This window comes from Proteus sp. G4415 (genome assembly GCF_963896075.1).
Classification (GTDB): Bacteria; Pseudomonadota; Gammaproteobacteria; order Enterobacterales; family Enterobacteriaceae; genus Proteus; species Proteus mirabilis.
On record NZ_CAWQOK010000016.1, the window covers coordinates 1 to 15,058 of the forward strand.

Genomic DNA, 15,058 nt, shown 5'->3' on the forward strand with positions numbered 1-15,058 from the left:
AAGTGTTATTACTTAATGCTATAAAGGTTATTTCTCATAATTCAAGTTTTATTATAGTACAAATATTTTATTCTAAATGTACATAAATAAATTAACATAAAAGCAAGTGGAATATTATTAATATCATTTAAAATCAATGAGTTGTTATTTCTTGTGGAGTGTTAAAGCTGATTTGATAAATATACTCTCGTTGTTTTCATAAAATATAAAAAATTTTTCATTACTGGAATTATTAGACTATCTTTTAAAGTAGGTATTTAAAATCATTTAGTCACTAATGTAATAATAATTAGTAAAGGTAATTTCAAGATGAATAAAAAAACGCCAAGTTATAGCTCACTCGATGATGTTTATGCATCGGTTGATTTATCACAATCCTTACCGAAAACACATTTTCCGCAACAAGAGAGCCATCCTCGTCATGTTTTTGATGCTGTAAGGGATGAGCTGATGCTAGATGGCAATTCAAGACAAAATCTGGCCACATTTTGTCAAACCTGGGTAGATGATGAGATCCGTGATTTGATGAATTTATCTATCGATAAGAACATGATAGATAAAGATGAATATCCACAAACGGCAGAAATTGAAAACCGTTGTGTTCATATGCTTGCTGATTTATGGCACTCACCCGATCCACTCAATACCCTAGGTTGTTCAACCATTGGCTCCTCTGAAGCGGCAATGCTGGGGGGACTTGCATTAAAATGGCAATGGCGTAAAAAACGCCTTGCTGCTGGAAAAGCGACAGATAAACCAAATCTTATTTGTGGGCCAGTTCAAGTCTGTTGGCATAAATTTGCCCGTTATTTTGACGTTGAACTCAGAGAGATCCCGCTTGAAGGTGATCGCTTGATGATGAGTCCTGAAGAGGTCATTAAACGTGTTGATGAAAATACTATCGGTGTAGTGCCAACATTAGGGGTGACCTTCACCTGTACTTATGAGCCAGTAAAAGCGGTACATGATGCACTCGATCAACTACAAAAAGAGACCGGACTTGATATTCCTATTCATGTCGATGGTGCGAGTGGTGGCTTTTTAGCGCCTTTCTGTGCACCTGATTTAGAATGGGATTTCCGTTTACCGCGTGTTAAATCCATTAACTCATCAGGCCATAAGTTTGGTTTAGCGCCATTGGGCTCTGGTTGGGTAGTATGGCGTGAAGCCAAAGACTTACCGGAAGAGCTTATTTTTAATGTGAACTACCTTGGCGGTAATATGCCAACCTTTGCGCTTAATTTCTCACGTCCCGGTGGGCAAATTATTGCTCAATACTATAATTTCTTGCGTCTTGGCAGAGAAGGGTATGCGAAGATCCACAATGCCTGTTATCACACCGCGCAATACCTTGCTCGAGAAATTGAAAAGCTAGGGCCTTTTGAAATGATCTTCAGTGGTGATAGTCAAAAAGGAATACCTGCATTAGCGTGGAAACTGAAAAAAGAGGCTAAGGTAAGCTACTCCTTATATGACATCGCTGATAAATTGCGTAGCCGTGGCTGGCAAGTACCCGCTTATTCTATGCCTGCTGATCGCCAAGATTTAGTTATTCAACGTATTCTTGTTCGTCATGGTGTGAGTTTAGATTTGGCGACATTACTGATAGAAGATATGAAACGTACTCTCGATTATTTCGAAAAACATCCTGTCAGCACACCTTTATCTGAAGAGGACGGCGGTGGCTTTAACCACAGCTAAACAGGCTCTTTTATTTGGTAATAGGTTGGAGAAATAGACTCTTTTTCTCCAGCCTTGATTATCTGCACACCATTATTTCATTGCATACACGTAGGAGAATGAGCATGGCGACATCTGCAACAAGTTCTGCCTCAAAACAGCTCACATTATTAGGTTTTTTTGCTATAACTGCATCCATGGTGATGGCGGTCTATGAGTATCCAACTTTTGCAACTTCCGGCTTTAGTCTAGTCTTTTTCTTATTACTAGGCGGTTTGTTGTGGTTTATTCCTGTTGCATTATGTGCAGCTGAAATGGCAACCGTTGAAGGATGGCAAGAAGGGGGCGTATTTGCTTGGGTATCTAATACGCTAGGGGAGCGCTGGGGATTTGCGGCGATCTCTTTTGGTTATTTACAAATAGCGATTGGTTTTATTCCAATGCTTTATTTCGTATTAGGAGCATTATCTTATATTCTTGATTGGCCTGAGTTAAATACCGATCCGCTCACCAAAACGATTGCCGCATTAGTGATTTTATGGGGATTAGCTTTAACTCAATTTGGCGGAACTAAATACACGGCTACTATTGCTAAATTAGGTTTCTTCGCGGGGATATTATTACCAGCAATCATTTTAGTGCTTTTAGCTATTAGTTATCTGGTCAGTGGTGCGCCTTTAGCAATAGAAATCAGCAGCAAAACCTTTTTCCCTGATTTTACTCAGATTGGTACTTTAGTGGTTTTTGTGGCCTTTATTTTAAGCTATATGGGCGTTGAAGCCTCAGCCACTCACGTCAACGAAATGAAAAATCCGGGCCGTGATTATCCACTTGCCATGTTTTTATTAATGATTGTGGCAATATGCTTAAGCTCTATTGGCGGTTTATCTGTTGCGGCAGTGATCCCTCATAACGAAATCAACTTATCTGCGGGGGTGGTTGAAACCTTTAGTGTTTTAGTCAGCCATTTTAGTAGCGGATTAGCTTGGGCGGTTAAAATTATTGCTGCACTATTATTGCTTGGCGTCTTGGCTGAAATTGCGTCGTGGATCGTTGGGCCTTCACGGGGAATGTTTGTGGCTGCACAACAAGGTATTCTTCCGCCAACACTGGCTAAAGTAAATAAAAATGGTGTACCGGTAGCTTTAGTGATCACTCAGCTAATTATTACTACTATTGCCATAGTGGTGCTGACTAACACTGGTGGTGGGGGCAATATGTCATTTCTTATTGCTTTAGCGCTGACGGTGGTGATTTATCTATGTAGCTACTTTATGCTGTTTATTGGCTATATGCATTTGGTTTGCAAGCAAGCTGATAAAAAACGTGCATTTAATATTCCCGGTGGTAAAGGTGTTAAATTATTAGTGGCCGTTGTCGGTCTGATTGTGTCTATTTTAGCTTTTGTTGTTTCATTCTTCCCGCCTAGCTCTTTACCGGGTGGCAGTAGTGATACAACGTATGTTTCATTGCTAGTGGTGAGTTTTATTATTATTTTTGCTTTACCTTTTATTATTTATGCGTGCTCTCGCAAAGGCAATAAAGCCAATGTATCGATGATCCACATTAAGAGTCATAATGCACCGAAAGGACACTTTTTTATCCATCCTCGTGCTCGTTCAACGCATTATTTAGTGCCAATAGATAAAACAGATCATGATAGTCAGCAACAGAAATAATCTCTTTGGCAGTAGTTCAATGTGATGTTTTTTATAAAAAAGTAGCGATAAAAAAGCCATCCGTTAAAACGGATGGCTTAAATTTTTTAATTACAAATTAGCTATAATCGAGTATTACAGAACGTGTACTGATGAAGTATTTGTCGTTCCACTATCAACCAGTGCACCTGTAACCATAACAACACGATCACCTGCATGGGCTAAGCCACTTGATAATGCTGCATCTTTACCGATACGGTAGAAGTCATCAGTAGAAGCAATTTTATTAACTAATTGTGTTGTTACACCTTTTACTAACAGTAATTGGCGTGCGGTCTCTTCATTATTTGTTAATGCTAAGATAGGCGCTGTTGGGAAATATTTACGGATAGAGCGCGCTGATTTACCGCCATAAGTTGCTACAACGATAAGAGGAGCATCTAATTTCTCCGCCATTTCTACAGCACCACGACAAACAGCTTCTGTTACACGTAATTTAGCACCTAATTGGTAAGACTCTAAACGTGATTTCATGATGCGATCAGTACGATCACAGATAGTCGCCATAATAGTCACAGCTTCTACTGGATATTTACCTTTCGCACTTTCACCGGATAGCATAACAGCATCAGTACCATCTAAAATAGCATTGGCAACGTCACCAGCTTCTGCACGAGTAGGGCGTGGATTTTTGATCATGGAATCTAACATCTGTGTTGCAGTGATAACCACTTTACGCGCAGCGTTACATTTTTCGATCATCATTTTTTGTGCAAAGATAACTTCTTCAACAGGGATCTCAACACCTAAGTCACCACGTGCAACCATGATACCGTCAGAGGCTTCTAAAATTTCGTCAAAGTTATTTAAACCTTCTTGGTTTTCAATTTTAGAGATGATCATGATGTTTTCGCCACCGTGTGCTTTTAAGTGAGCACGCATCTCTTCAACATCTGAACGTTTACGAATAAAAGAAGCGGCAACAAAGTCAACGCCTTGTTCGCAACCAAAGATAAGATCTTGTTTATCTTTTTCTGCTAATGCCGGTAAGCCGATAGAAACACCTGGTAAGTTAACGCCTTTATTTTCGCCTAAATCACCGTTGTTAAGTACTTCACATACCACTTCAGTATCAGTGACTTTAATGACTTTCATACCGATAAGGCCGTCATCGACTAATACGGTATTGCCGACAGTTAAGTCTCTTGCGAAACCGTCATAAGTGACCGCAACGCGATCTTTATTACCAACAACAGAAGTATCTGTTGTAAAGGTAAAAGTCTGACCTGCAACTAAAGAGACATCGTTACCACCTTCTAATTTAATGGTGCGGATCTCAGGTCCTTTAGTATCTAATAAAATGGCTGCTTTTTTGCCTGTTTTTGCGCAGACATTACGCAGGTTTTTGATACGGTTGCCATGCTCTTCATAGTCACCGTGAGAGAAGTTCAGACGCATTACGTTCATGCCTGCGTCCAGTAATTGAGTCAGTTTTTCTTCAGATTCGGTTTTTGGCCCGATGGTGCAAACAATTTTTGTCTTTTTCATGGCAGTCTATTAATGATTCTATTGTAATGGATGAATAAGGATTAATGTTGTTGGGTTATATCAATCATCTTAACAGTGCGAAACACGATAAGTGCATTCATTTCTAGCTAATAAGTTGCGCAACATGTGAGTGGCTCCAACAACATGATAAAAATTTTGTCACTATTTTGTATAAAAGATTGCTAGACATCTTACATTATAGTCTATCATGATTCATTTGTTCTGTTTTCTAAAGATGCCTGTAAATCAATACGCTGAAACCTTTCAACAAAATTATGTTTTGTATTATAGAGGTTAATTTCCATGAAGAAAATCGAAAAAAGGTAAATTTAAGTGATGTGATCAAAATAGGGCTCTGATTGCTTGTTTTTTAAGCGTTTTGTTGCGCAATTAAATTTTGCGTAATCATTTTGTTGTGGTGTAGGGGAGGTAACACGAAATATAACAAGAATTAAGAAAGAGAAATGGTGCGTCCAAGTGGACTCGAACCACCGACCCCCACCATGTCAAGGTGGTGCTCTAACCAACTGAGCTATGGACGCACTGTATTGAAATGTTGTTCAGAGTAAATGGTGCGTCCAAGTGGACTCGAACCACCGACCCCCACCATGTCAAGGTGGTGCTCTAACCAACTGAGCTATGGACGCATTCTTTATTCTGGGTGACAACGGAGACGAATATTAGCGAGATGATTTGCTTCTGGCAAGAGGAAAAACACAAATTTGTATTCAACTGCTCGTATTTAAAGCTATTTGTTGATATTTGTGTCATTCCTTTGCCAAAAAATAACGCTTTAATGGAAGTATTAACGCTCCGAGCGTAATAAGACAACCTCATCAGATTGACGCTGGATCCACCAAATACGTGTTCCCATCATAATTGCAGAAGCGGTTAAACCTAAAATAAAACCAATCCAGAACCCCGCCGGCCCCATTGCTTCAACAATATAATCCGTTCGTCCCAAGAGATATCCGGAAGGCAAACCAATTACCCAATAAGCGATAAAGGTAATAAAAAAGATAGAGCGAGTATCTTTATAACCCCGTAATACCCCTGAACCAATAACCTGTACGGAATCTGACAACTGATAAAGTGCGGCGAATAACATAAGATGAGAGGCTAATGTCACCACTTCAATATTATCGTTATACATTAAAGCAATTTTTTCTCTAAAAATAATAGAGAAAATAGCGGTACAACTTGCCAGCATTAATCCGACAGCAAGGGCTGTAATGGCTGAAGTACGAGCTTGCTCTGTAGAACGTTGCCCAAGGTTATAACCCACACGAATTGTTGCAGCTATTCCCAAGGAAAGAGGGAACATAAACATTAATGAGCTAAAATTAAGGGCTATCTGGTGACTTGCAACAGCCGTTACACCTAATGGTGAAACTAATAATGCCACAACAGCAAACAGTGTTACTTCAAAAAATAGTGCTAGCCCTACAGGTAACCCTAACAATGTAATACGTTTTATTGTGTGGAATTCAGGTAACACTAGGCGTTTTTTGGGCATAACATCCCGTTGTGTTGGTGCTCGACGCACATAGTAGCGCATCATTAAGAACATCGCCCAAAAAACAGAGGCGGTTGCCACACCACAACCAATCCCACCTAATTGTGGGGCACCAAATTTACCGTAAATAAAGGCGTAGTTAACAGGAATGTTAATTAATAATCCAATAAAGCCGATGATCATGCCTGGTTTTGTTTTTGATAATCCCTCACATTGGCTTCTTAGCACTTGATAATAGAGACAACCAGGAGCCCCCCACATAATGGCATGAATAAATCCAATGGCTTTTTCTGCAAGCTCAGGCTCGATATCATGTTGCGCTTCAATAATAAAACGGCTGTTATAAAGAATGGCAATGACCATGATGGATAAAAAAGTGGCAAGCCAAAAACCTTGCTGTGTACGATTAGCAATATGCTTTCGTTGTCCTGAACCATTTAATTGTGCAACGATGGGGGTCAATGCCATTAATATACCTTGACCTAATAAAATCGTTGGCAACCAAATCGACGTACCTACAGCAACCGCAGACATTTCTGTGGCATTGACAGCACCTGCCATCACGGTATCAACTACTCCCATAGCAGTTTGGGAGAATTGAGCGATGATAACAGGGATACCAAGAGCAAGTAAGCTACGCGCTTCTTTTATATACTTCTGCACGCATACACCTTTATTCATTATAATAAGACGGAAGGGAGGAAAGAACGTCACATGTTAATATGGCGTAAAATAATCCTTAAGCAAACATATTCTAATGATAAATGTTTAATTATCAATGAAAGATATGACGTTTTTCAACCACAGAATTTTGATAAGTAAATAAGTGGTTTTACGTTATATTTGATGGCAAACATCATAAGGGGAGAAGGCAATAATGATCCCTTTGTGTAATATCACTTATGTTATCCTGATTACACTAAATTAATTAAGATAAACTCGCTTATCAGTCCAAGGAGATGTGAGATGTTTACAGGTATTGTTCAGGGAAAAGGACGTGTTATTGCCATTGAAGATAAAGGTGATTTCCGTACCCATATCATTGAATTACCTTCCGAGTTAGTCAATAACTTAGAAACAGGAGCTTCGATCGCTAACAATGGTTGTTGCCTAACCGTCACAAAAATCGATGGCAATAAAATTAGTTTCGATTTAGTGAAAGAGACGCTGCGCTTAACTAATTTGGGCGAGTTAACGGTTGGTTCAGAAGTTAATATTGAACGAGCGGCCAAATATGGCGATGAAATTGGTGGTCATGTGATGTCTGGTCATATTGTCACTACGGCTGAAATTGCGAAAATTATTACTTCAGAAAATAACTTACAGATCTGGTTTCGTATTTTTGATCAGACATTGATGAAGTATATTTTGCATAAAGGTTTTATTGGCATTGATGGTATTAGTTTAACTATTGGTGATGTGGTTAATAATCGTTTCTGTGTCCATCTGATCCCTGAGACTCGCGATAGAACGACGTTAGGTCGTAAGCGTTTGGGGGATAAAGTTAATATTGAGTTAGATCCACAGACTCAGGCGATTGTTGATACCGTAGAGCGTGTTATGGCGCAACAAGCATTAACGGTTAAGCTTCAAGCAACACACGAAGAAGAAAACAAAAAATAATATAGTCTGTTATCAGACGACTAGAATTAAAAAATCCCGTTTTTCAGTCTATGGAAAACGGGATTTTTACCTCTATTGATAGCTAAAAATCAGCGAGGTGTGCGTAATCCACCTATTCTACCTTTCGGGCTTAACATAATTTGCCATAATTGAATGTCTCTGGCGCGGAAAGCACCCGCACAAGCATTCAAGTAGTAGCTAAACATGCGTTTAAAACGAGGTGTATAGTTAGATTCAATTTCAGGCCAGCTAGCTAAAAAACGCTCATACCATGCCATTAAGGTTTTGTCATAATCGGCACCAAAATTATGCCAATCTTCCATAACAAATTTATTTTCCATTGCCTCAGCGGTTTTTTGAATAGACGGCAAACAACCGTTAGGGAAAATATATTTACTTATCCAACTATCGACATTAACTTTATTGTGATTAGAACCAATGGTATGTAATAAAAATAGTCCATCTTCTTTGATATTACGACGAGCGACATCAAAGTAAGTGGCATAGTTTTTCGGGCCAACATGCTCGAACATACCAACAGAAACGATACGGTCGAACTGCTCGTTTAAGTCACGGTAATCTTCTAAGATGATATTGACATCAAGACCTTTACAGCGCTCTTGTGCTAATTTCTGTTGTTCAACTGAGATGGTCACCCCTGTAACAGAAACGCCATAGTTTTTGGCAGCATAAGCAGCAAGACCACCCCAGCCACAGCCAATATCAAGCAATGTCATACCTGGTTTTAGCTCTAACTTACGGCAAATAAGGTCGAGTTTGTGCTGTTGAGCAACTTCTAAGCTATCCGCATCCTTCCAATATCCACAGGAATATTGCATATAAGGATCTAACATTGCGGTAAAGAGGTCGTTACCTAAATCGTAATGCTCTTTACCCACCATCCACGCTCTTTTTTGTGTTTGTAAATTAAAAATGCGTGCCATGGCTATTTTTAAAATATCGCGCCAGTTACTTGGCAATTTATTTTCAAGACCTGCTCGTAAAACTTTATGAAAGAATATATCAAGACGTTCGCAGTCCCACCAACCATCCATATAGCTTTCACCGAGACCTAATGAGCCTTGTTGTAATACTCTTTTATAAAAATCTTTATTATGCACTTGGATATCATAAGGTTCAGAACCATTGATATGAATGTCTGCTTGAGCGAGCAGCTCTGATGCGATCCGTTGATAAGGATCATTGGAGGTCTTTCGGCCTTCTTCTACACAAGATGTACTCATATACTCTCCGGCGTAAACTAAGCGGGTTTTGAGGCATGAAGCAAGAAAGGATAATGCAGATTGGTAGAGTTAAAACAATATTGAATTCAACACAGATTGAATGAATAAAATTATTAAGAGAACTAATCTGACATAATCAGCAAATTATCTGTTTAATGCCTCAAAATCCGAAAGAAAAATGAATAAAACGCTTAAGCGTTTGAACAAGTATAGAGATGTAAATAGGTTTTCTCTAGAAAATAAAAAGGCCATTTTATATAAATGGCCTTTTTTAAGAATTTTCCTAAAAACAGGGTGTGGCGTTATTCTGTCGCCTGAACTGTGTGTTTGCTAACGGATTTATTACGTTGAATAAAGTAACCCAGCGCCATTGGAATAGCCGTGAGTGCCATAATCGCTGTGGTATTAATTAATGGCTGTTGGCTAATAAAGGCTGAGACAATAAAGCTTGCTAAACTACATAGACCTAATTGTAGCGCATTTTGCAATGCGGCGGCTTTACCACTCACTTCAGGGTAGGCTGATAGCGCATTAGAGACAGCAATGGGATAAGAAGCACCGTTCATCACAGCCATAATACAAAATGGAATTAAAATTGTTGTTAATGTTGGGTGTGTATATTTGGCGACTAAGAACAACGCTGTCATGCTCACTGCGTAGCCAATTAACAATAAAGGTAACAGTGTTTTACCCGACATTTTTGATAATAGAATGCGACAACCATAACCACCTACCATAAATGCGATGGTTTGTGGAATATAGCTTAAGCCGATATCTTGTGGTGAATAACCCATCTTCTCAAGGATAATCGGAGAGCCTGCTAACCAAGCAAAGAAACCCGCACTACAGGACGCGTAAACTAATACGTTACCGGCATAGATAGGTGACTTAAGCAAAGTTAAAAATGATACTGTAGATGGGCCTGCATCAATAACTGATTTTTGTTTAATATTTTTTAGCATCAATGTGGGTAGCATTAATACAAGAGTAATTGCCATCAGCAACATAAAGATCATGCGCCAGCCACCGTGGTTTAACAGAAAAGCACCAATGAGTGGCGCTAAGGCTGGGGAAAGGGCGACCAATGGCATAATTGATGCGAAAACGTGTTGAGCGCGAGACTCATCAAAACGGTCTATCACTAGTGCTTGCCAAATAACGGCTGCAGAGCAGACGCCAAAGGCTTGTAAGAAGCGCATGGTTAGTAAACCGGCAGCACTGTCTACCCAAAGCATACCTAGACAACCTAGGGAGAAGAAACTTAGCCCAATAAGTAAAATAGGCTTACGCCCCAATTTGTCTGAGAGTGGTCCCCAAAGTAGTTGAGCGACAGCAAAGCCAAATAGAAAGATACTTAAGCTGTTACTGACGGCGCCTTCACTGATTGATAATTCGCGTTGCATCATACCAAATGCAGGCAGATACATATCGATAGCTAAATAGCCCAGCATACTAAGGCAGGCGAGATACACCATAAAGAGAGAAGGTGTTTTTGATTGTGTGGAATTCTTTAAAGTCATTTTAATTTTCTATGTTATGTGATGTAAAACATTTTATATATTGTAGCTAAGAGTGATTTTACTTGTGAAACGGGAATATTTGGTTAATGCTGTGAAAAAAATTCAAAGGAATAAATATTATGTGGTCAGAATACTCGCTAGAGGTCGTTGATGCTGTCGCTAGAACGGGGAGTTTTAGCTCAGCCGCTCAAGAATTGCACAGAGTACCCTCCGCGGTGAGTTACACCGTGAGACAATTAGAAGAATGGCTTGCCGTTCCTTTGTTTGAACGCCGGCATCGTGATGTTGAATTAACCGATGCGGGTAAGATCTTTATTAAAGAAGCCCGTTCTGTTATCAAAAAAATGAATGACACTCGCCATATGTGCCAGCAAGTCTCAAATGGCTGGCGGGGGCAGTTTAGCATTGCCGTGGATGGTATTGTCAAACCGGCTAGAACACAGCAACTTATTCTGGACTTTTATCGCCATTTTCCTGATATCGAACTCTATGTTTATCCTGAAGTTTTTAACGGTGTCTGGGATTCATTAGTGAACGGGCGTGTTGATTTGGCTATTGGTGCCACTAGAGCTTCACCTATTGGTGAACGTTATAGTTTTAAAGATATGGGCTTTATGCCGTGGCGATGTGTGTGTCATGCTGATCATCCTCTTGCAAGCGCGGCACATCCATTAACCGATGATGAACTACGGCCTTATCCTAGTTTATGTTTAGAAGATACCTCACGTAGTTTACCAAAACGAGATACTTGGGCATTAAATAATCAGCGCCGAATGATAGTACCTTCATGGGATATGGGGCTTGAGTGTTTATTAGCAGGATTATGTGTTGGTATGGTGCCTTGGCACCGAGCGGAGCCATTAATCGAACAAGGTAAGTTGGTTACCCTTACCTTAGCACAACCCTTGCCAGACAGTCCGTGCTGTCTAACATGGGTTGATAAAAGCGAATCGCCGGCATTAACTTGGCTATTAGATTATCTAGGCGATAGCCAAACCTTAAATGAGGAATGGCTTCGTTAATGAAGGAGATCAGCGGCGATAATCAATAAATGGACCATCGGCAACAGAGCGACGTTCTACTAGGCGCGGGTGTACTTCGATAGTTTGTGCATCCTCGCGTTTATTCACAATACGGTCGAGTAACATGGAAAAAGCCATTTGTCCTAAACGCTCTTTCGGCTGGTGAACCGTGGTTAAAGCTGGTGTGAAATAGCGTGCATTACGGATATTGTCGTAGCCGACAATGGAAATATCGGCAGGAACACGTAATCCTAACTCATCAGCTGCACATATTGCTCCCATCGCCATAACATCACCGCCACAAAATACGGCAGTAGGGCGTTGCTTTTGATTGAGCATTTGGGTCATGGCTTTGTAACCAGATTCAGGTTCAAAGTCACCTTGTACAATCCACTCTTCTTTTACCGTAATTTTCGCTTCTTCCATGGCTTTTAAAAAGCCCTGTAAACGACCGCCTCCGGTATTTCGCTCTAGAGGGCCGGGGATAATACCAATATCACGATGACCTCGTTCAATAAGATAACGACCGGCTATATAGCCACCATGGAATGCGTTATCAATAATGGTATCAGTAAAGTCACCACGGGCTTTTCCCCAGTCCATGACGACCATCGGAATATTACGATAACCTTCTAAGAGAGAAAGAAGATGATCGGGATATTCTGAACACATGACTAATAAACCATCAACACGTTTTTGTGCCAACATAGCTAAATAAGCTTTTTGTTTATCAAGATTATTATGTGAATTACATAAAATTAGCGTGTAGCCTTTGCTATAACAACTATTTTCAACAGCTTCAATCACTTCAGCAAAGTAAGGTGCTTCACTGGACGTGGCTAATAAACCAATAGATTTAGTGTGATTGACTTTTAAACTACGTGCGACAGCACTCGGCGAATAATTTAATTCTTTTATCGCAGCCCAAACTGCCGCTCTTGTGTTCTCAGCAACAAAACGAGTTTTGTTGATCACATGAGAAACAGTCGTGGTTGATACGCCTGCGCGTTTTGCCACGTCTTTTATTGTTGCCATGGTGTGGAAAACTCCTGACCTTCATTGGTCTCTTTTAATTCATTTTATGGTTTAACTGCCAGTATAGTCATATATAGGGCAAACACTGGCAATAATTTAGCGATTAGCTGTGAATTTTGTATGATCTAGCTCAAAAGTGAAAGTATTAATCAATGTTATAAATTGTGCTCTAGTCGCTATTTTAGCAAAACTTGATATGTAATAATAATTAACCATGACAAGATTATGGTTTAATCTGAGTATTATAATCATTTTGAGGGAGAAATAGATGGATACGGATCTGAAATTTGGTTTAAGTACCGCAGTAGCAGCACTGGTTATGATCGTAATATATGCAAGTTTATTGTTTTGATTGTTAATTGCTAATTATTTACTTAAATTTTAGCTATCCAAAGTGAGCAATCAAATATATCAATATAACAAAGGGCACTAGGCCCTTTGTTATTAGATTATCAAAAATGGTTTTCCCATCTCTGAAACAGTCAATTAAGCAAGATTTGCTTCAACAAATGACCAGTTAACCAGTGCCCAGAACTCTTCTAAGTATTTCACACGTGCATTACGATAGTCGATGTAGTAAGCGTGCTCCCAGACGTCAACAGTTAACAGTGGTTTATCTTCGCCAGAAACAGGTGTTGCAGCGTTAGATGTATTAACAATGGCTAATGAGCCATCTGCTTTTTTCACTAACCAAGTCCAACCTGAACCAAAGTTTTTTGCAGCTGCATCATTAAATTGTTTTTTGAACTCTTCAAAAGAGCCAAACGCTTTATTGATTGCTTCTGCAATTTTACCTGTTGGTGCACCGCCTGCGTTTGGTGCTAAGCAATTCCAGTAGAATGTATGGTTCCAAACTTGAGCAGCATTATTGAAAATACCACCTTCAGTAGTTTTGATGAGCTCTTCTAAAGATTTATTTTCTAAATCAGTACCTTTAACCAAGTTATTTAAGTTGGTTACGTAAGTTTGGTGGTGTTTGCCGTAGTGGTATTCTAATGTTTCTTTAGAGATATGTGGCTCAAGAGCATCTAACGCATAAGGTAATTTTGGTAATTCGAAAGACATTGCGTACTCCTTTATCCTATCATTTTCGGGTTTTGTGCCTTAAACCATTCCATCTAATTCAACTGAATTGATAAAATGAGGCAAATGAACTCACTAAGTTGTTACTATTTTGCTAATTATTTTAACAAAAATTCATTGAAATAACAGCTAAATATCTTTTATCTATTAGTATAGAACATATAGATTAGTTATATTGATAAGAGTATCTCTCACTAAGATAGAGGTAAAGTGTTAAAACACTATCCCAATATCAGGGTATATAACATTTTAGCCATGACGATTAATAAGAATAGGGCAAATATTTGGCGTACTCTGGCAATAGGTAGTTTATAGGCAACTTTTACGCCGATAGGGGCTGTAAGTATACTGGTAATACTAATACCAATAAAAGCAGGTAGATAGACAAAACCTAAATAATAGTCTGCTAATTCAGTTTGTTGCCAACCATAAACGATCCCCATAACAGTCCCAATAGTGGCGATAATCACACCCAGCATTGATGATGTTGCAATACATTTACGGGTATTAAACCCCCAGTGGCTTAATAGCGGTATTGTTATGGTGCCACCCGCTATACCAATAAAACTTGAAATAAAACCCACTAAGCTACCACCGGTTGTCAGTGCTGGTTTTGAAACCACCGGATCTTGGGCATTCTCAACACGTTCAGCTTCTTTTTTCTTGGTCAGTAATCCATATATGGTATAGGCCATAAAAATACAAAAGATAATTTGCAATAGGGTATTTGAGAGTTTTTGTACTAGGAATGTCCCAACTAGCATACCGAGAAGAGTGCCTACAGCGAGGAGCGGAAATTGTGACCATAAAATCGCTTTATGTTTATTATGCGAATAAGCAGAAGAGGCGGTAGAAAATATAATGACAGAAAAAGAGGTTGAGAGGGCGATTTTCATTACCATATCTGCAGGGATAGCTTGTTGGCTAACAACATACATCACAATAGGAACAATAATGGCTCCACCACCAATTCCTAACAATCCGGCAAAAAATCCAGTTATACATCCCACAATCAGAAACAGTAAAATCATTTCCATTACTAAATACTCATAAGTTTAAATATGCGAGTTTTGACGAGTCCATGATAATGGCAGATCCCTATGAGAAATAACATCTCATTTTTATATAT

General features: G+C 39.3%; 12 protein-coding genes and 2 tRNA genes. 5 read left to right on the top strand and 9 right to left on the bottom strand.

Annotated features, from left to right (window positions below):
* Positions 1-309: 309 nt before the first annotated feature.
* The gene (locus AACU95_RS01555) at positions 310-1,701 is read left to right on the top strand and encodes a glutamate decarboxylase (RefSeq protein ID WP_004243150.1); all 1,392 of its coding nucleotides are present in this window, start codon (positions 310-312) and stop codon (positions 1,699-1,701) included.
* Between the two features lie 104 nt (positions 1,702-1,805).
* The gene (gene gadC / locus AACU95_RS01560; protein ID WP_049207951.1) at positions 1,806-3,359 is read left to right on the top strand and encodes a glutamate:gamma-aminobutyrate antiporter; all 1,554 of its coding nucleotides are present in this window, start codon (positions 1,806-1,808) and stop codon (positions 3,357-3,359) included.
* 114 nt (positions 3,360-3,473) lie between these two features.
* Here gadC and pykF read toward each other — a convergent pair whose 3' ends face one another.
* The 4 genes from pykF to AACU95_RS01580 all read right to left on the bottom strand — a co-directional run bounded on the left by pykF (position 3,474) and on the right by AACU95_RS01580 (position 7,065).
* Positions 3,474-4,886: a pyruvate kinase PykF gene (gene pykF, locus AACU95_RS01565; protein ID WP_004248168.1), complete on the bottom strand. Its 1,413-nt coding sequence runs from the start codon at positions 4,884-4,886 to the stop codon at positions 3,474-3,476.
* A 465-nt stretch (positions 4,887-5,351) separates the two neighbouring features.
* Positions 5,352-5,428: transfer RNA gene (locus AACU95_RS01570), tRNA-Val, on the bottom strand.
* A 28-nt stretch (positions 5,429-5,456) separates the two neighbouring features.
* Positions 5,457-5,533, bottom strand: a tRNA-Val gene (locus tag AACU95_RS01575).
* Positions 5,534-5,691: 158 nt separating this feature from the next.
* Positions 5,692-7,065 carry an MATE family efflux transporter gene (locus AACU95_RS01580; protein WP_004248167.1) on the bottom strand — a complete coding sequence of 458 codons (1,374 nt, stop codon included), beginning with the start codon at positions 7,063-7,065 and terminating at the stop codon, positions 5,692-5,694.
* Positions 7,066-7,368: 303 nt separating this feature from the next.
* On the opposite strand from AACU95_RS01580, the gene AACU95_RS01585 reads away from it, so the two are divergent.
* A complete protein-coding gene (locus AACU95_RS01585) occupies positions 7,369-8,025 on the top strand; it encodes a riboflavin synthase (RefSeq protein ID WP_017826960.1) in 657 nt (218 codons plus the stop codon).
* An 89-nt stretch (positions 8,026-8,114) separates the two neighbouring features.
* On the opposite strand, the gene cfa is transcribed toward AACU95_RS01585, so the two are convergent.
* Together cfa and punC are read right to left on the bottom strand one after the other, a co-directional pair.
* Positions 8,115-9,269, bottom strand: a complete 1,155-nt coding sequence (gene cfa / locus AACU95_RS01590; RefSeq protein ID WP_004243144.1) for a cyclopropane fatty acyl phospholipid synthase — start codon at positions 9,267-9,269, stop codon at positions 8,115-8,117.
* Positions 9,270-9,571: 302 nt separating this feature from the next.
* On the bottom strand, positions 9,572-10,789 hold the full coding sequence (gene punC / locus AACU95_RS01595) for a purine nucleoside transporter PunC (RefSeq protein WP_004248166.1): 1,218 nt from the start codon (positions 10,787-10,789) through the stop codon (positions 9,572-9,574).
* Between the two features lie 119 nt (positions 10,790-10,908).
* On the opposite strand from punC, the gene punR reads away from it, so the two are divergent.
* Positions 10,909-11,811 carry a DNA-binding transcriptional activator PunR gene (gene punR / locus AACU95_RS01600; protein ID WP_004243142.1) on the top strand — a complete coding sequence of 301 codons (903 nt, stop codon included), beginning with the start codon at positions 10,909-10,911 and terminating at the stop codon, positions 11,809-11,811.
* Positions 11,812-11,820: 9 nt separating this feature from the next.
* On the opposite strand, the gene purR is transcribed toward punR, so the two are convergent.
* Entirely contained in the window at positions 11,821-12,846 is a 1,026-nt protein-coding gene (gene purR, locus AACU95_RS01605) for an HTH-type transcriptional repressor PurR (protein WP_004243141.1), read from the bottom strand.
* A gap of 268 nt (positions 12,847-13,114) precedes the next feature.
* On the opposite strand from purR, the gene cydH reads away from it, so the two are divergent.
* Positions 13,115-13,198, top strand: coding sequence for a cytochrome bd-I oxidase subunit CydH (gene cydH, locus AACU95_RS17905; RefSeq protein ID WP_096043109.1), 84 nt, complete (start codon positions 13,115-13,117; stop codon positions 13,196-13,198).
* A gap of 134 nt (positions 13,199-13,332) precedes the next feature.
* Here cydH and sodB read toward each other — a convergent pair whose 3' ends face one another.
* Both sodB and AACU95_RS01615 read right to left on the bottom strand, forming a co-directional pair.
* Positions 13,333-13,911 (bottom strand): superoxide dismutase [Fe], encoded by a 579-nt coding sequence (gene sodB / locus AACU95_RS01610; RefSeq protein WP_004243139.1) that lies wholly within the window; start codon positions 13,909-13,911, stop codon positions 13,333-13,335.
* A 239-nt stretch (positions 13,912-14,150) separates the two neighbouring features.
* Positions 14,151-14,966 (bottom strand): sulfite exporter TauE/SafE family protein, encoded by an 816-nt coding sequence (locus AACU95_RS01615; protein WP_004248165.1) that lies wholly within the window; start codon positions 14,964-14,966, stop codon positions 14,151-14,153.
* Positions 14,967-15,058 lie beyond the last annotated feature (92 nt).